Raw genomic sequence first — 24,063 nt, forward strand, 5'->3', positions numbered from 1 at the left:
CAAGGGCAGCCAGACCGCGCCAGCCCGAATACATCCAGAATACCGCGATCCATCACTGCGGGATGCCGGACAAGGATCGCCCCGGAAACCGGATCGCGGTGATGGTCTTCGGAATCACGAACCCCTGGCGCTTGCTCTGGCAGAAAATCGGATGCTCATCTTCCGGTCGGCTCATCGACCGCTCGATGAAACCGGATGTGAGCCGGCAATTGCGATTTGTGAAACGGACCCGGCAGGTTGGTGCAATGGCCGGGGCATGGGGCTCCGCACGGAACACCCGGCCTGTTGCGCCGCCGGAAGTCCCTCGTATGGCGCCTGGGTGTAATGGATCGGCTTTGCGCGCGTCTGTGAAGGTATCCTGCGGAGCATCCAGTATGCCGATCTCTGCAGGGGACATGAGATCGACCGATGACCGGTCGGATCAAGTTCAGGGAAAGGACGTTCTCATGCAACTATCAAGATTACTCGCCTCGACGATCACCGTTTTTGTGGCGAGCGCGCCATTCGCCGTCCGCGCCGCGGACGTGGAATCGCTTCCGGCCGCGTCGGCTTCGGAGGGGCAGGTGGCCCGGCAATGCCAAAGCGATCTCAGGGCGTTTGACGACGAACTGCAGCAGACCGGCTTTGGTATCCTGGCACCGGGTGGCGGCTACGGCGTAGGATACTCGACCTACGGCACGGGCTATGGCCTGATCGTCACGCCGCGACAGCAGCTTCAAGCGCTGCGCGACGCCGCCGACGTTTATGCCTCCCAGGGCAATGAGGAGGCTTGTCAGACCGTACTCTCCTCAATGCGACAGATATATGAAGAGCATGACGCCCTGGTGGGTATCGAAACCGACGACCCGCAGATGCGGACGGCCTGGCGGCGCGCCCATCTGGCGAACGCCAAGCCGGTGACAGAGATGGGCCGGCTGATGCGTGCGGATGTGATCATAGGCGCGGATCTCCGCACCACCGACGATGCCTCGCTGGGGGAAATCGAGGATGTCGTACTCGATTCACAACGGCAGTCAGTTGCCTATGTTCTGGTCTCCAGTGGGGGTTTTCTTGGGCTGGGCAGGGAGTTGGTCGCGGTGCGCTGGACCGACCTGCGCGCGACCAACGATCATGAGATCTATGTGCTTGACGTGTCACCCGAAGCCTTCGCGGCGGCACCCAAGGTGCAGCGGCGGCATTTCGAGGCAAGCTATGGGCAGGACTGGCGTAACAGCCTCGATCAGTATTGGGCCGGTGTCATCGACAAGCCATGATGGGCCGATCACTGTCTGCTGATTTCGCTGACAGCAGCCGTCGCGGGGAAATGTTCACGGCGCTCATCCGCGTGGCCCGGACTTTGCCGAACCGCCAAGTTTTCCGGGCCTCGCGATCTGTTCCAAGCTGCGGGGCCGCAATCCTCGGGTCATTGTCGCGGCTTGTCCGCCACGGGCTCTGGCCCTTTGCGCAGTGTGCAGCGCCGGCCGGCTAAACGGGGAAGGAACCGGACGCCCTTCCACCAACGCCGAACTTCTAGCGACATTTTCCTGTAATGGAGCGCCATGGCCTGCGTCTGTTTAAGCAGGAAACGGTCCAGCGCCGCCACGATGCGCCGCACGGACGGGAATGCCCATGACAGCGATCTCGTCTGACAGGTTTCGATCTTGGCTCGGCAGGTGGATGCGGTGCGGGCTTCGTCGACAAGAAAGCAGTACCAATTCCGGGGCGCTGCTGAACGAACCGATCCGGGGAGGATAATCGATGACGGACCACGATCAGTCAAACGGCGCACCGGCACCGGCATCCGGATTCTGCAAGTCGCGCCTGTGGATCGTGTTGATCGTGGTCCTGGCAATGACAGCGATCCTGCTCGGTCACGTATCAAGCAATCCAGATTTCTCCGGCAATGGCCTGATAGCCGTTGTCTTGCTGGGCTCTATGATAGTCTGCCTATTCACGCGAAACAGGCAAACGAGGGCTCCAGCAGTTAATAACCGAGCGCGCTACCAGAGCGTGCAGGTATTGTATCGGAGGGCCTGATGTCTACAAGATCTGCTACTGCGTTCCCACCGCATACTGGTAAATCCAGACCCGACGACGCCAGGCGAACCAAGGCCGCTGGTGTTATTGTCTGCGTCGATGTCGGGCATGATCCCCGTGCCATGATCGGCCACGCGCAGGCGGTCGCAGAGGCCTTCGGAGTCGGCGTGGTTCTTGTCAGCGTGATCGAGACACACGGTACCGGAGCCAAGGCAATTGATCCGCTCGACTGGGAAATCCGGCGGCGCGAAGTCTCGACGCATCTGGCCTACTTGGCCAAGGAATTCAGTTCCGAGGACTGCGAGATCGGTGTTCTGGTTCTGGAGGGTCAGCCGGCCGATCAAATCTGCAACTGCGCCAAGAAGGGGCATCACGACATCCTCGTGATGTCGCGCGGTTCAGGTGAGGAACGCTGGCGGACAAGCAAGGTTGCCCGTGGGGTGATGGCCTCGGGTGTCGGAGCAGTACTCATGGTTCCCGCAGAATCGACCGCGAAAACGTTCAAGGGATACAACCGTGTCTTCGTGCCGCTCGATGGATCTTCGCTGGCTGAAAGCGCGATTCCAAAGGCTATCAGGCTGGCGCGCACGCACCGCTCGGAGCTGGTGCTGTGCCATGTGACCCCGGAACCGGTGCTGACGGAAATCGGACCCGTTGATTCGGAAACGGTTGCACTAAAGGACCGGATTTCGCAGCACAATCGGCGGGTTGGCCAGTGCTATCTGGACCGCGCCAAGCACAGCCTCAAGGATGCCGGTGTGCCGGTATCGGCCCGGCTGGTCACTGGTGGCGACGCCAGACGGATGCTTGTCGAGGCTATCGCCGAGGAGATTGCCGATATCGTGGTCATGGCGTCGCACGGTAAAAGTGCGCACGCCGATGTCGCCGTCGGAGATGTTGCGGGTTTCATTCTGGACAGGTCCGCAGTTCCGGTGCTGATGGTGCGCCAGACTGGCAAGCGCAAGGACAACCACATATTCCGCAACGCAAGGTCCGAGGGCGTTCGCCATCCGGCAGACATGGTGAAATGACTTGCACATCCGAGACCGCGCCGGAAAGCGAAAGCAAGATCACTGCACGGCGCTCGGCTGCATCGCATCGGATTTCCGGCGATCCACCGGACCAGCTGCCGATATTCCGGTCTATGTCGTCGTTATCGGATTGGCTGGAAAGGCTCCTTGACTACTGCAGCGATCCAGCGCCCGGACACAGGCGCGCCGCTGACTGGCTGCTGGACAACGACTATCAGGTTGCACGCGCCATCCGCCGGTTGAAGGAGGATCTGCCACCCCGGTTCTACATGCGGCTCCGGGCCGTGAACGACGAATTCGACGGACGCGTGCCGCGCGCTTTCGCGGTGGCGGCGACCGTTCTCGACGAGACCCAGCCGGCGATCTCATTCCGCAAGCTCGTCGATTTCGTCAACGAATACCAGGCGGTCGTCAGCCTGGACCACGGCGAGCTTTGGGCCCTTCCATCCATGCTCAGACTGGCTTGTCTTGAAAAACTGGGGCACGCATTCGCCCAACTGGACCCCGATCTTGCGCCGCCATTCGATCTCAGCCCGTTTTCCGCCGCGGGCAATCCGGCCGAGGCCGGCGATCCGACGGCTCGCATCGCTTCGGCGATCGGCAATCTGGCCGCTGTTCACGCCATCAAATGGCCCGATCTCGTCGATCGGACCAGCCCGATTGACGCAATTCTGAATCATGATCCCGCCGAGGTCTACGCGACGATGACCTTCGACACGCGTGAGCGTTACCGCAAAGCAGTGGAAAGGCTTGCATTCAGATCCGACCGGTCAGAGCCGGACGTGGCGCGCGCGACGCTTGATATGGCGCAGGGTGCCGCCGGAACAGTCTGTCGCGATCATGTGGGATACTGGCTGATCGACAACGGGCTTGCCGCCCTGGAGGCCTCGCTGGGTTATCGCTCTACGGGCTCCGAGGTCATCCGCCGCCAACTGGCGCGTCGCTCCGGAGGGCTCTATGCGGCCGGCATCGGGCTGGGCGTCGTTGTGGCGCTCCTGCTGCCGGTCATCTATCTTTACGCCAATGACGCCATGCTGGCGCAGTGGATCGCCGGGGTGGCGCTGGCGCTGCTGCCGGCGACGATCCTCAGCGTGTCTTTGGCGCACTGGCTGATCACCCTGTCCGTTCGGCCGCAGACCCTGCCGGAACTGGATTTCGCATCTTCTATCCCCGAGGATTTTGCCACGGCGGTGGTGGTTCCCGTCATCGTCGCGCAGCCGCAAGAAGTGCGGCCGATCCTGGAAAAGCTGGAAATGCGGCGGCTTTCGAATCCCGATCCAGCGCTGCGGTTCGTGCTGCTGTCCGATCTCGGTGACGCGGCGTCCGAATATCTGCCCTCCGACCGCCAGGTCGAAACAGAGCTGGTCGATGGCATCCGACGGCTGAACACGCGGTACCCGGATGCCGATGGCGGACCGTTTTTCCTGCTGCACCGGACCCGAAAGTATAACCCGCGCGAGAATTGCTGGATGGCGTGGGAGCGAAAGCGCGGCAAGCTCGAGGAATTCAACCGGCTGGTGACGGGCGGCGAATCCAGCAGCTTTGCCTTGACCGAGGGCCCGGTCGCAAGGCTGCGTCAGGTCCGGTTTGCGATTACACTTGACGCCGACACCGAATTGCCCCCGGGCGCTGCGGCTCGCCTGGTCGGCTGCCTTGCGCATCCGCTGAATCGGGCGCAGTTCGACCCCGAAAGCGGACGGCCGGTCGCGGGATTTTCGATCTTGCAACCAAGGGTCGAAATGCAGCCCGGTCCCGCCTCTGCCACTCTGTTTTCCCACATCTATGCCGGCGATTCCGCGATCGACATCTATTCACGCGCCGTATCGGACGTCTATCAGGATCTGTTCGGCACCGGAATTTTCGTCGGCAAGGGTATCTATGACATCGCCGCGGTTCAGCGTAGCCTGGCGGGACGGGTGCCGGAGAACAGCATTCTGAGCCACGATCTGTTCGAAGGCATCCACAGCCGTGCCGCTCTGGCCAGCAACATCGTTGTGTACGAGGGTTTTCCAGGCACCTACCTGGAGTTCGCGATGCGCAGTCACCGCTGGCAGCGGGGCGACTGGCAGTTGGTGCCCTGGCTGGGAAGGACCGTGCCGTCGGCGGACGGGACGCGGCTGCCAAATCCCCTGAGCGCGCTCGACCGCTGGAAGATCGTCGACAATCTGCGCCGAAGCCTGATCGCACCGGCGCTGCTGCTGTTCCTGATCGGCGGCTGGACCGTGCTTCCCGGCAGCCCGGCGCTGTGGACGCTTCTGGCGCTGGCGGCGCCCGGCAGTTATCTGATCGGAGAGGTCGTCAATGTGGCGACAGGCGGCATCCGGCGAGGCCGCCTGTCCGCGGCGGTGCACCGGTTTTCAAGCAGCGGCGGACGCTGGCTGTTCTCGATCGTCTTTCTGGTCAGCGACACGCTGATCGCCTTGGATGCCGTGTTCCGGACGCTATGGCGGCTGATGGTTTCGAAACGCGGTCTGATGGGATGGAAATCGGCGGCCCATACCTCGACCGATCTTCCCGGAAACAAGATCCGGCCGGCGGCCTGGAGCCTGATGTGGCCCTCCTCGGCGCTGGCCTTCGTTCTTGGCACGCACCTGGGCATATATGACATGTCCGCGCTGCTCGCTGCTACACCGGTTCTGACGCTTTGGCTGGCGGCGCCGGAGATCGCGATCTGGACGGCACGGCGGCGCCGCTTCCGGCGCGACACGTTGGACGAGGCGCAGCGCGATTTCCTTGTCGGAATCGCGCGGCGGACCTGGCATTTCTTCGAGACCTTCGCGGGGCCGGACGACAACTGGCTGCCGCCGGACAATTTCCAGGATTTTCCGGCCGACAAGATCGCGCACCGGACCTCGCCGACGAACGTCGGGATGTATCTGACGGCGGCATTGGCGGCGCGGGATTTGGGGTTCATTGCAAATTCCGAGTTCCTGATCCGCTGCCAAAACACCGTGACGTCCCTGGACAAGATGAAACGCTACCGCGGGCATGTGCTGAACTGGTACGACACCCGCACGCTGGACCCGCTGGAGCCGCAATACGTCTCGACGGTGGACAGCGGCAATCTGGCAGTCGCGCTGATCGCCCTCAAGCACGGGTGCTTGGAAATCGCCGACGGCCCTGCGGTTCCTGTCGCCTGCCTGGACGGTCTGGAGGTGGTGCTCGACCTGTCGATGAATGCGGCCCGCGGCCTTTCGGCGCTGGATGCCGATGCTTTGACGAAGATCGAAGGCGATATCCGCAAGTGCATCCGGCAGGCCCGGACTTCGCCCGCGTTCTGGCGCGATCCGATTGGCGAATTGTCCGGTCGGCACTGGACAGAGTTCGAACGGATCGTCGGCCGGGCAATCGCGCAGTCTGATGACATTCCGCCCGAAACGCTGACCGAAATTCAGGTTTGGCTGGGCCGGTTCCGCCATAACCTGATCGCCCTGCTCAGGGACAGCGACCGTTATCTGCCGTGGCTGGCGCTGCTCGACCGTGCACCGGCAGCCGAGGCCGCGCTCGTCCGTGATGTCGCAAGGCAGTTGTCACCGCTAACCGAGACCGCCGCGACGCTGAACTACGCCGCGCAGATCGGCGACGAGATCGACCGAAGGCTGGCTGGCGAGGCGCACGATCCGGCAATCGCGGACTGGCTGGCCGAGCTTCGACAATCCATCGCCGAGGGTGCGCAGCAACAGGACGCACTCTGCCGCGCGCTTGTCGAACTGGCCGGGCGCGCCAACGGTTTTGCCTACGGCATGGAATTCGGTTTCCTCTACAACCCAGAGGTCCGGCTGTTCTCGATCGGCTACAACCTTGGGGCCGGTCAGATGGATGCCAACCATTACGACCTTCTGGCCACCGAGGCGCGGCTGGCCAGTATCTTTGCCATCGCAAAGCAGGATGTTCCGGTCGAGCATTGGTTCTCCTTCAGCCGCCCGATCACCCGCCTGAACGGCAAACCGTCGATCCTGTCGTGGAACGGGTCGATGTTCGAATACCTGATGCCGCCGATATTCCTGCCAAGCCGCCGCGATACCCTGCTGGGCGAGAGCGAACTGACGGCTGTGCAATACCAGCAGCGTTATGCGGCCGAGCGGGGCGTGCCCTGGGGCATATCGGAGTCGGCCTTCTCCGCGACAGATTCCGAGGGCAATTATCAATACCGCGCCTTCGGGGTGCCGGGCCTTGGCATCCGGCGCGGGCTGACCCGCGATCTGGTGGTGGCTCCCTATGCGACGGCGCTGGCGCTGTGCGTTCAGCCTGGATCAGCCGTGGAAAATCTTCGCCGGCTGGAGCAATTGGGCGCGGTCACCTGCTACGGGTTCATCGAGGCGCTGGATTTCACCCCCTCGCGCATCTCGGGCGCGCGCGCCCATGTTCCGGTGCAGACCCATATGGCGCACCATCAGGGGATGACCATTGCCGCCATCGTCAACGCGCTTTCGGGCGATGTCCTGGTCCGGCGCGTCGCCCGCGAGAAGTCGCTGAAGGCGATCGACCTGTTGCTGGACGAACAGGTTCCCTGGGACGGTCCGATCGACACTGGCCGCGCCGACGAGGCCTGGGAGCGTCATGTCGACACCCATGCGCCGACAGTCCCGCCGCCCTGGGTGCCCTCGCCGGACGCGTCGTCGCCGCAGATGCACCTTCTGGGCAACGGCCGGTTATCTGTCCTGGTTTCGGCGACCGGCGGCGGCGGGCTATCATGGCAGGGCCACGAGCTTACCCGTTGGCGATCCGACCCGACGCAGAATGATTATGGATCGGCAGTGTATTTCCGCGATACGGACAGCGGCGCGCTGTGGTCCGCCGGGCGCTTCCCGACCGGAATACCGGGCCAGGACGCCCGGATGCTGTTTCATCAGCACATGATCGAGACGTTCCGGCGCGATCACGACATCACCGCCCGGATGGAACTGACGGTGGCCCCGTTCGCCGATGCCGAGGTCCGCCGCTTCACGCTGATCAACGACAGCAACCGGCCCCGCAACATCGAAGTGACAAGTTATGCCGAGATCGTGCTGGCGCCGCCGCTTGACGATGAACGGCATCCGGCGTTCAGCAAGCTCTTTGTCCACAGCAGTTTTCTGAACGATCACAAGGCATTGCTTTTTCAGCGGCGCCCGCGACGACCGGAAGCCGTGGCGCCGGTGCTTCTGCAAAAGTTCCTCACTGAAGAAGGAGTGAATGTCGCCGGCTTCGAGACCGACCGTGGCCGGTTCATCGGGCGCAACGGCAATCTGAAGTCACCGGATGCGCTTGGCCGGGGTCTCGGCGGCACCGAAGGCTGGACGCTGGATCCGGTTGCATCGCTGCAGCTCCGGTTGCGCCTGAAGCCGATGCAGAAGGTCCAGGTCGCGCTGGTGACAATTGCCGGCACCTCGCGCGGCGAAGTGCTCGAGACGGCCAGCCAGTTCACACCGGGCACGCTCGACCGGGTGTTTCGCGAGGCAGCGCTTGAAACCGCACGCGAGGTGCAGAATGCGGGCGTGGACCCCGGGCGTCTGCCGGCGCTCCAGGTGCTCTCGTCTGTGCTGCTGCAGCCCAATCCGGTGCTACGGTTTGTTCGTGAGGGCATTCCCGATGACTGGAATGGGCAGCTCGACCTGTGGCGGTTCGGCATATCCGGCGATCATCCATTGTTGCTGTTCCTGACCGACGACGAACGGCCGCCGGGAAACCTGGACGTTCTGGTCCGGGCTAGGACCCTGTGGCACCGACGCGGACTGATGATGGACCTTGTGGTGTTGCGCCAGGGGGCGTCCAGTTACGACGGGCCGTTGCGCGAGCGTATTCTTTCGGTGCTGCGCGACACCCATTCCGAGGGACTGCTCGGCCGTGATGGCGGCATTCACCTTCTCTCCTCGGATCAGATGAGCGTTGCCGCCCGCCGCGGGCTGGAGACTGCGGCCCATGTCGTTCTGGGCGACGATCCCCTCATGCTGACCGAGCGGCTGGACCGCGTGCTGGAGACGAGGCGTCCGCCGCCCCGGTTCGAACCGGCGTTCCCCGTCACTTTCGAACAGGCGCAAGACCTGCCGCGCCCCGGCGGGCTGGCTTTCGACAATGGCTATGGCGGGTTCGACGCGGAGACCGGCGAATATGTCATCCACCTGACCCCCGGTATGCGCACCCCTGCGCCCTGGTGCAATGTGCTTGCCAATGACGGCTTCGGGACAATCGTCAGCGAGGCCGGGCTGGGCTTCAGCTGGGCGGTCAACAGCGGCGAACACCGGCTGACGCCCTGGTCCAACGATCCGGTCGCCGATGAAGCGAACGAGGTGCTTTATCTGCGCGACGAGGCCTCGGCCGAAGTCTGGACCCCGACGCCCGCGCCCCTGGGCCACGATACCACCTGCCAGGTCCGGCACGGGTTCGGCTATACGCGATGGACCCGGAACAGCCAGGAACTGGAGCAGGAGTGCACGGTCCTGGTTCCGCCGGACGCGCCAGTGAAGCTGGTGCGCCTCCGGCTTGGAAACGTCTCGGATCAGGCCCGGCGCATCACCGCGACCTACTATGCCGAATGGTTGCTGGGTGCGTTGGCGAGCGTCGCAAAGCCGCACGTCGTCTGCAGCTACGATCCGCAAGCCAGGGCGATCCTCGCGCGCAACCCGTGGAACCCCGAATTCGCCGGACGGGTGGCATTCCTGACCGCGTCTTCGGAGCCGCACAGCGTCAGCGGGTCGCGTCGGGATTTTCTGGGGCCGGAGGGCGATCTATCCGCGCCCGACGCGCTGGCACGCTGGGACCTGGGTGGCCGGTTTGTGCCCGGAGGCGACGCCTGTGCGGCCTATCAGGTGCATCTGGAAATCGCTCCGCAGGGCACATCAGAGGTCGTCTTCGTGCTGGGAGAGGCCGAAGATACGGCAGCCGCCACCGATCTGATCCGGGCCTGGCGGAAGGCCGGGGCCTTCGACGCCGCACTCAGCGATGTGCAGGCGGCGTGGCGGACGCGGTCGGCGGCGGTCAGGGTCCGCACACCCGATCCGGCGCTGGATCTGATGGTCAACCACTGGCTGCCCTACCAGAACCTGTCGTGCCGGGTGCTGGCTCGTGCCGGATTCTACCAGGCGGGCGGCGCCTTTGGTTTCCGCGATCAACTCCAGGACATGCTGGCGCTGCTGCACAGCGATCCGGCGCGGGTTCGGGCGCATATTCTTAACGCCGCCCGCCACCAGTTCGAGGCCGGCGACGTCCTGCATTGGTGGCACCCGCCCGAAGGCCGCGGCGTGAAAACGCGATGCTCGGACGATTACTTGTGGCTGGTTTATGTCACTGCCCGATACGCCCGCGCCACCGGCGACCGGACGATCCTGGCCGACGAGGTTCCGTTCCTCGCCGCGCCCGATCTGCGCGACGACGAAGACGACCGCTATGCCCGGTACGATATCGGCGAAACCGCGCCGCTGATCGAACATTGCGCGCGGGCGCTGGACCGGATGATGGCGACCGGGCCGCACGGCCTGCCGCTGATCGGCACCGGCGACTGGAATGACGGCATGGACCGCGTCGGTGCGGGCGGCAAGGGAGAAAGCGTCTGGCTGGCCTGGTTCCAGATCGCGACGGTGCGGCTGTTCGCGCCGCTTGTCGCGGGCGCTCAACTCGCCGACCGCGCCGAGCGCTGGCAGGCGCATGCCGAGGCGCTCGCCGAGGCGGTGGACAAACATGGCTGGGACGGCGCGTGGTATCTCCGCGCATTCGATGACGCGGGGCTGCCGTGGGGATCGCACACCAACGACGAATGCCGGATCGACCTGATCGCCCAGGCCTGGAGTATTCTTTCGGGTGTGCCGACCGGTGACCGTGCGGTCAAATCCCTGGAGGCCGCCCATACGCATCTTCTCGATGCCGACGACAGGCTGATCCGGCTGCTTGATCCGCCGTTTCACGCGACCGAGCGCGACCCGGGCTACATCCGCGCCTATCCTCCGGGGATTCGCGAAAACGGCGGCCAGTATACCCATGCCGCCGCCTGGCTGGGCCACGCTTTCGCGGCGGTCGGCGACGGCGGCCGGGCGTGGGAGGTGTTCGATATCATCAACCCGATCCGGCGCAGCACCACCGCAGAGGAAGCCGACCTCTACAAACGCGAGCCCTATGTCCTGGCCGGAGACGTCTCGGCCACGGGCCAGCATCACCGTCAGGGCGGCTGGTCGTGGTACACCGGCGCCGCGGGCTGGACCTGGCAGCTTGCGGTCACCGGCATCCTGGGCGTCGATCTGCGAGGCGCTGCCGTAGGGCTGAACCCCTGCCTCCCGAAGGCATGGGGTGGCGCCGAGGTCCATCTGGAAAGCCCGCACGGTGCGCTCTCGATCACGATCCGCGATCCCGGACATCGCGGCAGCGGCGCGGTTTCGATCACTGTCAATGGGGAGAAATCCGCGGATGGAACGGTTCGGTTCCCAGGTGCCGGGAAGACGTTGCAGGTCGTGGTGGACCTGGGCGAATAGCCGCGGCTCGGAATGTGCCCGGATCACCGCTGCGGGACAGTCCGGCGGATCGAAGACGCGGGGTCATGCGCTGCCCGCAACTGTCGCGGCGAGTCCATGCCGAAACAGGTCTTGAGTACCGCAGCGGGGCTTGATGCATATCAATGAAAACTGCGGAGAAATTTTTAAGGATGATTTGCAGACAGGAGGGCAGCCGGTGTTCTAGATTCGTTTGCACGGACGCGGAGGGCAGGGTGTCGTGACTGCGGCGGAATTGCTGTCGGTGGCTGCCTTTCATGAGGGCCGACACGCGCAGGCGTTTCCAAGTTTCGGCTCGGAACGCATGGGGGCGCCGGTTGCGTCCTACTGCCGAATTGCCGACGCCGAAATCAGGCTTCGCGAACCGATTGTAGAGCCCGATGCCCTGATTATTCAGGACTCTACACTGCTGCATTCAGTCGACGTTTTTGCCGGTCTTGGACCAGATGGCTTCCTGCTGATCAATTCGACCCGCAGCTTCACCGAACTCGGGGTCGCCGAATTCACCGATCGGTTTCCGCCGGGCCACGCGCGCAGCATTGATGCGACCGACATCGCGCGGCGCCATATCGGACGCCCGGTGCCGAACGCGGCATTGCTCGGCGGCTTTGCCGCCCTGACCCGGAGGCTGGAAATTGGATCCGTGCTGGCGGCGATCCGCGAACGATTTGCGGGCCCGGTCGGCGCGGCCAATGCGGCCGCGGCACAGGAAGCCCACGATACCGTTCTGCGCGCGGAAGGGTGCTTATCATGATGAAGCAGATAGAGGGCTCACAAGGCATCGCCGAAGCGGGGCTGCGGATGCTCGGCAAGACGGATGTGCGCGTGGTGGCCCAGGGCGGCGACGGCGGCACCACGGATATCGGGTTCGGGTGTCTTTCGGGCATGTTCGAGCGCAACGACGACGTGCTTTACATCTGCTACGACAACGCCGCCGGCCGCGCGGACGGCCACGACGCCGGCGCTGGGCGCGGCCCCCGGCAACGTGTTCGGCACCGGCAAGAACCTGCCGCGCATCGCGATGGCCCACGATATCCCCTATGTCGCGACCGCCAGCGTGTCGGACCTGCACGATCTCGAGGCCAAGGTGACGCGCGCCATGGGCATCGGCGGCGCGCGCTATATCCATATCTTCGTGCCCTGCCCGCTGGGCTGGGGCTCGGCCTCGGAAAACACCATCCGGATCGCCCGGCTGGCGGTGGAATGCGGGCTGTTTCCGCTGTTCGAGGCCGAACACGGCGAGGTGGTTTCGGTCGGCAAGATCTGCCGCCGCGTGCCGGTCGACGACTACCTGCGCCTGCAACGGCGCTTTGTGCATCTGTTCAGGAAAGGCGCCGAGGATCGCCCGCGGATCGAGGCGATCCAGCGGATGGCCGATGCCAATATCGCCAGATACGGGCTGGTCGATGCGGAGGACGGGCAATGACCGACAAGGCGCGCCCCTATGCGATCTCGCTCGACCCCGGATCGAGCCTGCAAAACCACACCGGATCGTGGCGTTCGTCGCGGCCGGTCTATGTCGACCGGTTGCCGCCCTGCAACAACGCCTGCCCGGCGGGCGAGAATATCCAGAACTGGCTCTATCATGCCGAAGGCGGCGACTATGCCGCCGCATGGCAAAGCCTGATGCGCGACAATCCGATGCCGGCGGTGATGGGGCGGGTCTGCTATCACGCTTGCGAAACCGCCTGCAACCGGGCGCAGCTGGACGAGGCCGTCAGCATCCACGCGGTCGAGCGGTTTCTGGGCGACTACGCCATCAGGGAAGGGCTGACTCCCGAGGTGGACGCCGAGCCAAGCGGCAGACGGGTTCTGGTGATCGGGGCCGGGCCGAGCGGGTTGTCCGCCGCCTATCACCTGACCCGCCTTGGCCATGCGGTCACGATCCGCGAGGCCGGCCCGATGGCCGGTGGCATGATGCGCTTCGGCATTCCGAAATACCGCCTGCCGCGCGACGTGCTCGATGCCGAGATCGACCGGATCATCGGCATGGGCGTCACGCTGGAACTGAACACCAGGGTCGGGGATATCGACGCGGCCTTCGATGCCGATGGCTTTGACGCGGTGTTCGTCGCAGTCGGCGCCCATCTGGCCAAGCGGACCGAGATTCCGGCCCACGCGGCGGGGCGCATCCTCGATGCGGTGTCGCTGCTGCGCGACGTGGAACTGGGGGCGGCGCCGCCGCAACTCGGCCGGCGGGTGATCGTCTATGGCGGCGGCAATACCGCGATGGATGTCGCGCGCACCGCCAAGCGGCTGGGCGTGGACGAGGCGAAGATCGTCTATCGCCGGTCGCGCAAGGAAATGCCGGCGCATGATTTCGAGGCTCGCGAAGCCGAGGAAGAAGGCGTGCTGATCCACTGGCTGCGCACCATCAGGCAGATCGACGAGAGCAGCTTCACGGTAGAGAAGATGAGCATCGACGCCGACGGGCGGCCGCAGCCGACCGGCGAATTCGAGACGCTGGAGGCCGATACCCTGGTGCTGGCCCTGGGTCAGGATGTGGACACGGCGTTTCTGAAGGCGGTGCCGGGCGTGAAGATCGCCCGCGACGGCGTGGTCGAGGTCGACGGCCAGATGATGACCGGCCGCGCCGGGCTGTTCGCGGGCGGCGACATGGTGCCGTCCGAGCGCACGGTGACGGTCGCCATCGGTCATGGCAAGAAGGCGGCGCGCAACATCGACGCCTGGCTACGCGGCGGCCACTACGAGAAAGCGCCGAAGGCCGAGATCGCAGGCTTCGATCTGCTCAACACCTGGTACTATGATGATGCGCCGAAACGCGTTCAGGAACAGCTTTCCCTGGTGCGGCGGCAGTCGGGTTTCGAGGAGGTCGAGCAGGGCCTGACCGAGGACAACGCGCTGTTCGAGGCACGCCGCTGCCTGTCTTGCGGCAACTGTTTCGAATGCGACAACTGCTATGGCATCTGCCCCGACAACGCGGTGATCAAGCTGGGGCCGGGGAACCGTTTCAGCATTGATCTGGAATACTGCAAGGGCTGCGGCATCTGCGCCACCGAATGCCCCTGCGGGGCGATCAAGATGATCCCGGAAATCGCTTAAATGGCATCGCGGTCCCATATCCCGGAAGTCGGGTCGCGTTTCGTCATCGAGAATCCCGGCGCTCTGGTCACGGCGCTGCGCGACGATGGCTGGCGTGCGGCAGCGCCCGCGGCGCCGCGATCCTGGATCTCGTGGAATTGCGGGCACCGGAAGAGCGCCATTTGCAGGCCGCCGAAGCGGCCACCAAGGCCGCTGCCGAAAGCCAGACCCGGCGCATGGTCGACAACATTCCCGACTTGCTGCGTGAAAATCCGGACCATCCGCATTGGGACGTGGTTGCCGACAGGTGTCTTAGCTGCGCGAACTGCACGCTTGCCTGCCCGACCTGTTTCTGCTCGGACGTCGAGGATGTCAACGACCTGACCGGCGATCACACCGAACGCTGGCGTACCTGGGACAGCTGCTTTACCGCCGATTTCAGCTATGTTCACGGCGGCTCGGTGCGGCGCTCGACAAAATCGCGCTACCGGCAATGGCTGACCCACAAGCTGTCGACCTGGCACGACCAGTTCGGCAGTTCGGGTTGCGTCGGCTGCGGGCGCTGCATCGCCTGGTGCCCGGTCGGCATCGACATCACGGCGGAAGCGGCCGCTTTCGCGGCCGGTCCGCAACAGAGCGGGGGCTGACCACATCCGCATAGATGATATCAAGGAGATACTTTCGCAGCACCCGGTCTTCAGGGCGTTTGACGACGAGACCCTGGAACTGCTCGCGGGATGCGCGCGCAACGAGCACTTTCGCGCCGACGACAGGATCTTCGCCGAAGGCGACCCCGCGGGAAAGGTCTTTCTTCTGCGGCAGGGCGATGTCGCGGTCGAGATTGCCACCTCGGAAAGGTCGCCAATCATCGTCGAGACGTTGCACGCGGGCGACGTGCTGGGCTGGGCCTGGATGGTGCCGCCATACCGGCACATGTCGGATGCCCGCGCGGTCTCGGACGTCAGGGCGGTCAGCCTGGGCGCCACCTGCATGCGCGCCAAATGCGACGCAAACCCGGTCCTGGGGTATCGCATGTTCCAGCATCTGCTGCCGCATATGGCGGCCCGCGTGCAGGTGCTGCGCCTGCAGCTTCTCGACATGTACGGCCCAAAGGAGGGGTAGCGCAGTGCCATCGTTGCAGGACCCGGACCCGATGATGCCGCGTCGCTACCGCGTCAGGCGCGCCTGGCCCGAGATCGCCGGCGTAACTTCGATGGACCTGACCCCGGTCGATGGCGCGGCGGTCGCATTCCGGCCCGGCCAGTTCAACATGCTCTATGCTTTCGGGGGTCGGCGAGATCGCGATCTCGATTTCCGGCAACCCGGCCGAACCCGACCGGCTGACCCACACCACGCGGTCCGTCGGCGCGGTCTCGGCGGCGCTGACGGCCCTGCGCGAGGGCGACATGCTGGGGGTCCGCGGGCCATTCGGTTCGGCCTGGCCGGTTGCGGGGCAGACCGGGCGGCGCATCGTCTTCGTTGCCGGCGGGCTGGGGCTGGCGCCGCTGCGCCCCGCGATCTACCACGTTCTCGAACACCGCGATCAATATGTCGGCATGACGCTGGTCTACGGCGCGCGGTCGCCGGGCGAATTGCTCTACGCCGGCGAGATCAAGGCCTGGAAGTCGCGCTTCGACACCGAGGTGGAAGTGACCGTCGATCATGCCAGACCGTCATGGACCGGGCGGGTCGGCGTCGTCACCACCAGTCTCGATCGCGCGCTTGCAGGGATCGATAGTGCCGGGGTCTCGGCCTTCCTGTGCGGGCCGGAGATCATGATGCGGTTTTCGGTGATGAGCCTGGCCGCCGCCGGTGTCGCGCCCGACCGGGTGTGGGTTTCAATGGAGCGCAACATGAAATGCACCATCGGCTTTTGCGGCCACTGCCAGTTCGGCCCGGATTTCGTCTGCCGCGACGGACCTGTGTTTCGCCACGACACTTCGCGCGGCGTCTGTCGATGAAAGAGGTCTGAGTCATGACACGCCCGAAGCTCGCCGTCTGGAAATTCGCCTCCTGCGACGGCTGCCAGCTGACGCTTCTGGATTGCGAGGACGAGTTGCTGGCGATCGCCGAGGTGCTGGACATCGCTCGGTTCCTCGAGGCCACCAGTTCGATAAAGGATGGCCCCTACGACATCTCGCTGGTCGAGGGGTCGATCACCACGGCGCATGATGCCGAACGGATACGCTCGATCCGCGACCAGTCGCAAACGCTAATCACCATCGGGGCCTGCGCGACGGCGGGTGGCATCCAGGCGCTGCGCAATTTCGCCGGGACGCAGTGGTCCACCCGCAAGTACATGAACATGACCCCGCTATTCGCGGATCAAACCCAAGGAGCCGTCGTCGCGTGACTAAAAGTGCGAAAGATCTTTGACAGTACCTGCCAAAGGCCCGGCCCGGCATGTGACAGAGGGAGCGGCGCTCCGTGTTTGCGTGAACATATCCTGAAGGCCGTGTTTCATCGCATCGGGATGCCGGACGGCGATGGGTTCCGTTTCCAGCTTTCCTGGTATCGCCGCGGTGTCAAATTCGCCTGAGAAGCTGCGTCCGCCGACGGTCATCAGTGCGAAGGGCAGGCCGTCAGTGACAGACAACCGGAACAGGCGGCGGGTCACTACTTGTACAGCGCGTCTGCGAAAGAACCGACCCCAAGTGCTGCGTTCGTGCGCGCAATCGACGCCGAACCGTCGCGCTCGGCTTCGGTCAGGGCGCGGATTGCGTCGATGGTTTCGGGGATCACGATGGCCTGGTTGTCGACCATGTAGGCATAGAACAGCTCGTCGCCCTCGACCTTGAGCATGTCCTCCCACAGGGCCACCTCGTAGAGGCTGTCGTTGGGGCGTCCGAAATCGGCCATCATCTCCTTGACCGCGTTAAGCGCGCCCAGCCCGTCCGACATCCGGATCAACGCAATGCGCGAGGAGGCGCGGAACGCCTCCAGCACCTCGTCCCTTGAGGCCCTGCGCGGCATCCTGACCGACCAGTAGTGCAGATGGGCAAGCGTCTGCGGCACCTTGACGGCCATCGTGATCACGTCGAGATCGGGGTCGACGCTTTGTGCATCCGGGCCCTGATGGCTGGGAATCTCGCGTTCGGGGACAAGCGTGTTCATGATGCCGCCCAGATGGCTTTCCCACGGGTCGGTGGCGCGGCGCAGCAGCGTTCCGCGCGCCGAGCCGAGCAGCTTGGCCCGCTTGAGCGCCCCCAGCGTGCGCACGATCGAGGTCGTGTTGCAGGAGACGACGCGGGTGCTGTCGCGCCCGATGGCGCTGGCATAATTCGCTTCGGCGACAAAGGAATGGCCTGTCACCTCGTGCTTCTCGCCGCCATTAACGATGAACCGGATACCCGTTTCGCGGTAGGTATCGACGTTGCGCGCGGCGACCTTTTTCGGTGTGCAGTCCACAACGATGTCGGCAGAGGCGAGCAGATCGTCGAGCCCTCCGGTCACGTCGAGACCGGCCGCGCGCATGGCCGGGGCGCGATCCGGATCGGCCGCGTAGAGCGCGAAGCCCTTCGAGATCGCCATCCGTGCCCGCCAATCGGCGGTGACATCGGCCACGCCGGCCAGTTCCATGTCATTCTGGGCGGCGACCGCGTCCGTCACGCGTTTGCCGATCACGCCGTAGCCGTTCACGGCGACTCGGATACGTTTTTCGTCTGTCATGATGCTCTCCTCGTGCTTGTAACGGACGATATGTTTTCGTCGATCTGACCTGCCTCGGTCTCACCGATATAATCGCGGGTCAGCGGAACGCTGTCGCGGCGCTTGGCAAGCTGGATCTGGAAGACCATCAGCCGTCCATTCCGGAACGCCATTTCGCAGACGGCCAGATAGAACTCCCACATCCGGCAGAACCGTTCATCATATAGCGTTCGCGCGGTCTCGCGCTCGGCGGCAAAGCGCTCGGACCAGTGCCGCAGGGTCTCGGCGTAATGCAGGCGCAGAACCTCGACATCCGTGACCCACATTCCCGACCGCTCTGCCGCCGCGATGGTTTCGGACAGCGTGGGCAGATAGCCGCCGGGGAAGATGTATTTGCGGATCCATGGATCGCTGCCGCCTTCGGGCGCCATCGTGCCGATCGCATGCACGAGAGCGATCCCATCGGACGTAAGAACCCGTTGCAGGGTGGCGAAAAACGCATCGAAGCCGCTGCGACCTACATGCTCGAACATGCCGACAGACACAACGCGGTCATACCTGCCCCGCTCTTCACGGTAGTCGCGCCGTTCGAAGGCGACCCGATCCGACAAGCCGGATCGCGCTGCGCGGTCCCGGGCGGCGGCGATCTGTTCGGTCGACAGGCTCAGGCCGGTGACGCGGGCCGCGTGCTGCTGCGCAAGCTCCATCGCCAGCCCGCCCCAGCCCGATCCGATGTCGAGAACCTGCATTCCGGGCCGCAGCAGAAGCTTTGCTGCGATGTGCTTTTTCTTGAGCGCCTGGGCCTCGTCCAGTGTTTCGACGCCAGTCGGGAAGTAGGCGCAAGAGTATTGCCGGTCCGCATCGAGAAAAAGGTCGTAGAGTTCGGTCGAGATGTCATAATGATGTGCCACGTTCGCATGGGACCGGCTGATCGGATTGTGATGTAGCCTGCGTGCCATGAACGCGTCCAGCATGCGGATCAACCGCATGCCGGGCAATGCGTAGATGGTATCCATGTCGGACGTGCAAATCGAGAGCAGCCCGCGCAGGCTGCCCGCCTCGATGCGCAGCGTCCCGTCCATATAGGCCTCGCCAAGCGCGAGGCTGGGGTTCGCAAGCAGTCGCGCAGGCAGCCCCTTGTCGGTCAAACGGACAGAAACGGCGGGTTCGCCGCCGGGGCCGAAATGCCACGTCTCGCCGCAGGGATCGTAGATGGTGAGGCGTCCGTTTTGAACGAGGCGGCGAAGCAATTTGGCGAGCAACCACATGGCCGCCCGTCCCGGTGCAAGACGTCCAGGCCGAATTCGGTCGCCGCAACGTTCAAAGCGTTCGCCATGAGAGGTTTCGCTATTGGACATGATCGCTTGCTCCATCTCACTTTTCGTCCGAAGGCGGCGTCAACGGCCGCTTTCAGGTAAAACAGACGGAAGACGACAAGGTTCATTACAGAGCGACGGCTGCCGACCCGGCGCCCGGCGCTGGACAGGCATGTGCAGGCGAAACACTTGGAAGACGGATCGGCGTGTCCTCGCTGATGGATAACAGACTGCGATCCGTGAATTGCGGACACGCGGTGAGAGAAGGCCAGCGCATCTCGGCTCAGTCCGTCGTTTTAGCTCCGGCGTCGTCCTTCAGCGCCTGAAAATGCGCGCGGACCTTTTCCGCCGCGTCGCAATCGCAATCGAGAAAGCCATGTACCGGGCAGGTCAGGCACATCTGTACCAATCGCGTCTTCAACGCATGCCGACCCCGGTGAAGGCGAACCGTGAGGTTGTTCAAGGTAATGCCGAGGTCTTTGGCGACAGCCTCGCGCGGCTGCTCCTGAAGATCGACGCGCCAGATCACTTCGGCGTATTCCGGCTTGAGGGTCGGCAACAGCTTGTATAGGCAATTGCATATCGCCGCGTCGAGTTCTTCGTCAAAACCGTCGTGGACGCCGTCCAGATCGGCTGGGGCCATGACCACCTCCCTCTGACGCTTTCGCGAAACCTTCCGACCGTGGTCCGCGATTGACGACGCCAGGATCTGACTGAGCCAGCCGCGAACGGCGCGCACATCGCGTAGTTGCTCGGAGCGGTCGATGGCCCGCAGCATGAAGGTTTGCAGGACATCCTCGGCGGCTCCTTCATCACCCAGCCGCCGACGCAGGAAATTCAGTATCTGCTGACGACCTTCCACCAGCGCGCGACGGACAGCGATGTCCGTATCCTTGGCGGCTATGTCGGGCTGATCTGCTGTGGAAAAGCGGTGTTTGCGGTCCTCATTCATAATGCACCTCTGCAGAGTAAGACGCCGAAGCACCGGAAACGTTACGACGTCGGGGTGTTTCGCTTGCTCCGATTGTTTGCGGTTCTGTCATGGCTTGCGCCGAGTTTCGAAGGATCGGAGCCACGGCCAGCGCCCTCTGACCTTTCCGGCGTAAGAATTCGGCTGGCGCAACGTCATCTTAATTCGCCCCTGAGTTGGCACATCGGAAGATTTCTGCAATTCCTGCCCTTCCGATCCAAAAGGAATTTCGATGTCGCCAACCGTCATAATCAAGATCGTTCTGGCCATGTTCCTGTGGGCGGCATGCTTTCCGCTGATCACTGCGGGGCTGCAATACGCGCCGCATCTGACCTTTGCGACAATGCGCGCAGTTCTGGCCGGAGCGGCTTTGGTGGGTTTGGCCATGATCCTGCGCAGACCGTTTCCGCGCGGCGCGCGCATATGGGTGACTCTGGCTGTCGTCGGTCTTGGGGCGACCAGTCTGGGGTTTCTGGGCATGTTTCATGCGGCCGAGTTCGTGTCTCCGGGCCTCGCTACCGTCATCGCCAACACGCAGCCCCTGCTTGCGGCGATACTGGGGGTCGCTTGGCTTGGCGAACGGTTGCCGAGGATCGGCTGGATCGGCCTTTCGGTCGGCTTTGCGGGGATCCTCGTGATCGCCCTGCCGCAACTGCTCGCCGGGGGGCAGGAAGGCTCGGCCATCGGGTTCGCCTATATCGTTCTGGCCGCGGTTGGCGTGACCATCAGTAACGTGGCGATCAAGTCCATCGCGGACAAGGTGGACGGGCTTTTCGGAATGGGATTGCAGTTGCTCATCGGCAGCGTGCCGCTCGCCATCGCAGCCTTCGCGCTGGAAGATCTGACCGCCGTTCAGTGGAATTCCGTGTTCACGCTATCCTTGCTGGGGCTGGCCCTTTTCGGCTCGGCGCTCGTGTACTGGGTTTGGTTCTCGGTATTGGAAGAGGTCGAGCTGAACCGGGCGATCGTGTTCAGCTTTCTGGTCCCGATCTTCGGTCTTACGATTGGCGCGTCGTTCTTCGGGGAACGTCTGTCCGGCATTCAGTTATCCGGTATCGCGCTGGTTATTCTGGGGATCGTGTTCGTCAATCTCAAGGGCAGACCACAAGGGTAACCGTACCGCGCCGAAGGGGAACTTTAAGCCAGCAGGATGCAGTGCGACATCCTGGCCATCGCCATCATCGTCGAAAGCCACCTTGTCGCAGGCGGACAGGAAACTCATGCCTTCTGGAGCGGCGCGACGGGCTACAACGCATTTGATCCATGTCAACGCTGGCCCGCGTTGAAACTGCAAGATGCAACAATCAGACCATTGTTGCTTGAAAACGCAAGATACGCGGAAAGGCAGGGACGTCATGGCAGCGCAAGACAGTCGCAAGCCGGAGGTGCGCGACACTTCGCCGGAACGCGCGCTGTTGGACGGGCGCGGTGCGTTCATGGGGTTCCTGGTCAAACGACTCGGCAACCGCGCGGATGCAGAGGATGTGCTGCAGGAATTCTGCATCCGGGTGCTGACGCGCAAGGATCAGCTCCGCGACGCCGAACGGATGAATGCCTGGCTCTACACGATCCTGCGATCCACCCTGAACGATCACTACCGCAAGGGGACCCGGCGCAGCCGACTGGCGGTTGCCGTGGCGCGCGAGCCCGAAGAATGGGTGGCCGATGCGCCGGCGCAGATGGCGCGGCCTTGCACCTGCTCGCGCGATCTGCTCACCGAACTGCGCCCGGCCGATGCGGAGCTGATCCGGCGCATCGATTTCGGCGAAGAGGACCGCGAAAACGTGGCGACTGATCTGGAACTGAGCCGCAATGCGCTGGGTGTCCGGTTGCATCGGGCGCGCACTGGCCTGTGCGAAGCAATTCTGGACCATTGCGGCGGATGCTGCCTGGAAGATCCTGACGACTGTTCCTGTCCGCCCATGGGCTGCGAGAGCGACAAGCACGGGACCGATTGCGAGGAAGCGGGGCAGGTATCGTGATTGCCGCGCGGTCGGATCCGTAATGATTTCCATCTTCCGGCGTCTTCTTCTGTGACCAAGCCCGAAGGCTCAACCACAGGAGTCGTCCAACCATGCCACGCAAGACGATGGATCGGAAATCAGGGGGAACCCGTCACCCATCATCCGACGACGATGATCTTCGCATCTTGTTCTCGCGGATGACCTGTGCCTGTGCCGAGACCTGCGGGCACGCGAACGCCCCGATGGCGCGAGCGTTGTTCAACCGGGTCGAAATGATGAACCAGCCTCCGCCACTCGCGGCGCGCGCATTGGGCATCGAGCCCGGCGATGCGTCCTATCTGCTGACCGGTCTGCGCAAGGATCTGGCGCAGGATCTCGTGCTTGTGATGCTCGCTGGACGATCCTCCATAGAGACTGCCAATCAGAAGGAAACCGATGATGAATAAGAGCTTGCGGCTTGCGACCATGGCGCGGGAGCAACCCCCCACAGCTGCCTCCGATCACGCGAGGACAGGCGTTCACGTTGCCTATGCCCAGGACGCCTTCGAACGCTGGGTGCTGTTCCTCGATACGCTGCGCGAACGCGCCGACAACATGATCGCGCATGAGCAGCAGGGGATGCCGCCGCTTCTGGATTTCGACTACGAGCTTCTGCTCGATGCGCGCACGTTCGAACGACCCGCCAACTACGCGCTGCTCAGGATCACGCGGGTCGGAGACGATTGCTGGGACGATTGCGTCGATGCGGCAAAGCCGCCGGTGATCGTCATCGATCCGCGCGCCGGGCACGGGCCGGGCATCGGCGGGTTCAAGCGTGACAGCGAGGTCGGGATGGCGATGCACGAGGGCCATCCGGTCTATTTCGTGATCTTCTTTCCAGAGCCCGTGCCCGGTCAGACCCTGGCCGACGTGCACTATGCACTGCGCAATTTCGTCTCCGAGGTTGCGCGCCGTCACCCGGATACGGCGCCCGTGCTCTACGGCAATTGTCAGGCCGGTTGGGCGGCCACGCTGCTGGCGGCGGATTGCGACGGTCTGACCGGGCCGATTGTGCTGAACGGCTCGCCACTCAGCTATTGGTCGGGCGAAGCGGCAAGCAGCCCGATGCGGATGATGGGCGCGCTGACGGGCGGGTCATGGGCCGCGCATATGGTATCCGATCTGGGCGATGGTCGGTTCGATGGCGCATGGCTGGCACAGAACTTCGAGAGCCTGCAGCCCGAAAAGGCGATCTGGGACAAATATGCCAATCTCTTTGCCCATGCCGACACCGAGCGTGGGAGGTTCCTGGAATTCGAACGCTGGTGGAATGGCTACTATACGCTCAGCCGCGAGGAAATCCTCGGCATCACGCAAAACCTGTTCATCGGCAACCGGCTGGAACAGGGCGAGATGCAACTGGACAAACATTGCACCATCGACCTCAGGCGGATCGCCAATCCGATCATCGTATTCGCCTCGAAGGGCGACAACATCACGCCGCCCGAACAGGCAATGGGGTGGATCGCAAAGCTTTATCCCGACACCGATGCGCTCAAGGCAGCCGGGCAGCGCATCGTCTACATGACCCATGATCATGTCGGACATCTGGGCATCTTCGTCTCGGGGTCCGTCGCG

At 63.9% G+C, this 24,063-nt stretch carries 20 protein-coding genes; 14 read left to right on the plus strand and 6 right to left on the minus strand.

The genetic code is table 11. The annotated features are described in order from the left end of the window. Window positions 1-52 precede the first annotated feature (52 nt). A complete protein-coding gene (locus tag GE300_RS23625; protein ID WP_267905477.1) occupies window positions 53-175 on the minus strand; it encodes a hypothetical protein in 123 nt (40 codons plus the stop codon). Window positions 176-446: 271 nt separating this feature from the next. Here GE300_RS23625 and GE300_RS19530 point away from each other — a divergent pair, with 271 nt between their 5' ends. The 4 genes from GE300_RS19530 to GE300_RS19545 all read left to right on the plus strand — a co-directional run bounded on the left by GE300_RS19530 (window position 447) and on the right by GE300_RS19545 (window position 12,260). Next, window positions 447-1,253 (plus strand): PRC-barrel domain-containing protein, encoded by an 807-nt coding sequence (locus GE300_RS19530; protein ID WP_233417210.1) that lies wholly within the window; start codon window positions 447-449, stop codon window positions 1,251-1,253. A 762-nt stretch (window positions 1,254-2,015) separates the two neighbouring features. Next, window positions 2,016-3,047 (plus strand): universal stress protein, encoded by a 1,032-nt coding sequence (locus GE300_RS19535; protein ID WP_154449192.1) that lies wholly within the window; start codon window positions 2,016-2,018, stop codon window positions 3,045-3,047. After that, the gene (locus tag GE300_RS19540) at window positions 3,044-11,488 is read left to right on the plus strand and encodes a GH36-type glycosyl hydrolase domain-containing protein (RefSeq protein ID WP_154449193.1); all 8,445 of its coding nucleotides are present in this window, start codon (window positions 3,044-3,046) and stop codon (window positions 11,486-11,488) included. The genes GE300_RS19535 and GE300_RS19540 overlap by 4 nt, the downstream gene beginning before the upstream one ends. 211 nt (window positions 11,489-11,699) lie before the next feature. Beyond that, complete coding sequence (locus GE300_RS19545) at window positions 11,700-12,260, plus strand: 2-oxoacid:acceptor oxidoreductase family protein (protein WP_267905478.1); 561 nt, start codon at window positions 11,700-11,702, stop codon at window positions 12,258-12,260. Between the two features lie 17 nt (window positions 12,261-12,277). On the opposite strand, the gene GE300_RS23295 is transcribed toward GE300_RS19545, so the two are convergent. Beyond that, window positions 12,278-12,502, minus strand: coding sequence for a hypothetical protein (locus tag GE300_RS23295; RefSeq protein WP_233417212.1), 225 nt, complete (start codon window positions 12,500-12,502; stop codon window positions 12,278-12,280). On the opposite strand from GE300_RS23295, the gene GE300_RS19550 reads away from it, so the two are divergent. The 3 genes from GE300_RS19550 (at window position 12,492) to GE300_RS19560 (ending at window position 15,195) form a co-directional block, all read left to right on the plus strand. Further along, on the plus strand, window positions 12,492-12,932 hold the full coding sequence (locus tag GE300_RS19550) for a hypothetical protein (protein ID WP_233417213.1): 441 nt from the start codon (window positions 12,492-12,494) through the stop codon (window positions 12,930-12,932). The two genes, GE300_RS23295 and GE300_RS19550, sit on opposite strands and share 11 nt — an antisense overlap. After that, window positions 12,929-14,569 carry an NAD(P)-binding protein gene (locus GE300_RS19555; RefSeq protein ID WP_154449194.1) on the plus strand — a complete coding sequence of 547 codons (1,641 nt, stop codon included), beginning with the start codon at window positions 12,929-12,931 and terminating at the stop codon, window positions 14,567-14,569. Before GE300_RS19550 ends, GE300_RS19555 begins: the two co-directional genes overlap by 4 nt. Window positions 14,570-14,700: 131 nt before the next feature. After that, the gene (locus tag GE300_RS19560) at window positions 14,701-15,195 is read left to right on the plus strand and encodes a 4Fe-4S dicluster domain-containing protein (protein WP_325063331.1); all 495 of its coding nucleotides are present in this window, start codon (window positions 14,701-14,703) and stop codon (window positions 15,193-15,195) included. On the opposite strand, the gene GE300_RS23770 is transcribed toward GE300_RS19560, so the two are convergent. Then, window positions 15,143-15,433, minus strand: a complete 291-nt coding sequence (locus GE300_RS23770; RefSeq protein ID WP_325063332.1) for a hypothetical protein — start codon at window positions 15,431-15,433, stop codon at window positions 15,143-15,145. The two genes, GE300_RS19560 and GE300_RS23770, sit on opposite strands and share 53 nt — an antisense overlap. Here GE300_RS23770 and GE300_RS19565 point away from each other — a divergent pair. The 3 genes from GE300_RS19565 to GE300_RS19575 all read left to right on the plus strand — a co-directional run bounded on the left by GE300_RS19565 (window position 15,323) and on the right by GE300_RS19575 (window position 16,901). Beyond that, on the plus strand, window positions 15,323-15,670 hold the full coding sequence (locus GE300_RS19565; RefSeq protein ID WP_325063334.1) for a cyclic nucleotide-binding domain-containing protein: 348 nt from the start codon (window positions 15,323-15,325) through the stop codon (window positions 15,668-15,670). The genes GE300_RS23770 and GE300_RS19565 overlap by 111 nt on opposite strands. A 155-nt stretch (window positions 15,671-15,825) precedes the next feature. Continuing rightward, the gene (locus GE300_RS19570; protein WP_233417214.1) at window positions 15,826-16,509 is read left to right on the plus strand and encodes an FAD/NAD(P)-binding protein; all 684 of its coding nucleotides are present in this window, start codon (window positions 15,826-15,828) and stop codon (window positions 16,507-16,509) included. A gap of 14 nt (window positions 16,510-16,523) precedes the next feature. Further along, complete coding sequence (locus tag GE300_RS19575) at window positions 16,524-16,901, plus strand: NADH-quinone oxidoreductase subunit B family protein (protein WP_154449197.1); 378 nt, start codon at window positions 16,524-16,526, stop codon at window positions 16,899-16,901. A gap of 263 nt (window positions 16,902-17,164) precedes the next feature. On the opposite strand, the gene GE300_RS19580 is transcribed toward GE300_RS19575, so the two are convergent. The 3 genes from GE300_RS19580 to GE300_RS19590 form a co-directional block, all read right to left on the minus strand. Next, on the minus strand, window positions 17,165-18,217 hold the full coding sequence (locus GE300_RS19580) for a type II glyceraldehyde-3-phosphate dehydrogenase (RefSeq protein ID WP_154449198.1): 1,053 nt from the start codon (window positions 18,215-18,217) through the stop codon (window positions 17,165-17,167). Next, complete coding sequence (locus GE300_RS19585; protein ID WP_325063333.1) at window positions 18,214-19,569, minus strand: cyclopropane-fatty-acyl-phospholipid synthase family protein; 1,356 nt, start codon at window positions 19,567-19,569, stop codon at window positions 18,214-18,216. Before GE300_RS19585 ends, GE300_RS19580 begins: the two co-directional genes overlap by 4 nt. A gap of 226 nt (window positions 19,570-19,795) precedes the next feature. Next, window positions 19,796-20,464, minus strand: a complete 669-nt coding sequence (locus GE300_RS19590; protein WP_154449199.1) for an RNA polymerase sigma factor — start codon at window positions 20,462-20,464, stop codon at window positions 19,796-19,798. Between the two features lie 250 nt (window positions 20,465-20,714). Between GE300_RS19590 and GE300_RS19595 the strand changes: the two genes are divergently transcribed. The 4 genes from GE300_RS19595 to GE300_RS19610 all read left to right on the plus strand — a co-directional run. Next, window positions 20,715-21,596, plus strand: coding sequence for a DMT family transporter (locus GE300_RS19595; RefSeq protein WP_154449200.1), 882 nt, complete (start codon window positions 20,715-20,717; stop codon window positions 21,594-21,596). A 241-nt stretch (window positions 21,597-21,837) separates the two neighbouring features. Next, a complete protein-coding gene (locus GE300_RS19600; protein WP_154449201.1) occupies window positions 21,838-22,464 on the plus strand; it encodes an RNA polymerase sigma factor in 627 nt (208 codons plus the stop codon). A 92-nt stretch (window positions 22,465-22,556) separates the two neighbouring features. Continuing rightward, entirely contained in the window at window positions 22,557-22,892 is a 336-nt protein-coding gene (locus GE300_RS19605; protein ID WP_154449202.1) for a hypothetical protein, read from the plus strand. Beyond that, window positions 22,885-24,063 (plus strand): DUF3141 domain-containing protein (locus GE300_RS19610; protein WP_233417215.1); only part of this gene is annotated, 1,179 nt, incomplete at its 3' end. The genes GE300_RS19605 and GE300_RS19610, both read left to right, overlap by 8 nt.

Origin of the sequence: Halovulum marinum (genome assembly GCF_009697225.1) — a bacterium.
In the GTDB taxonomy this organism is placed as follows: domain Bacteria; phylum Pseudomonadota; class Alphaproteobacteria; order Rhodobacterales; family Rhodobacteraceae; genus Halovulum; species Halovulum marinum.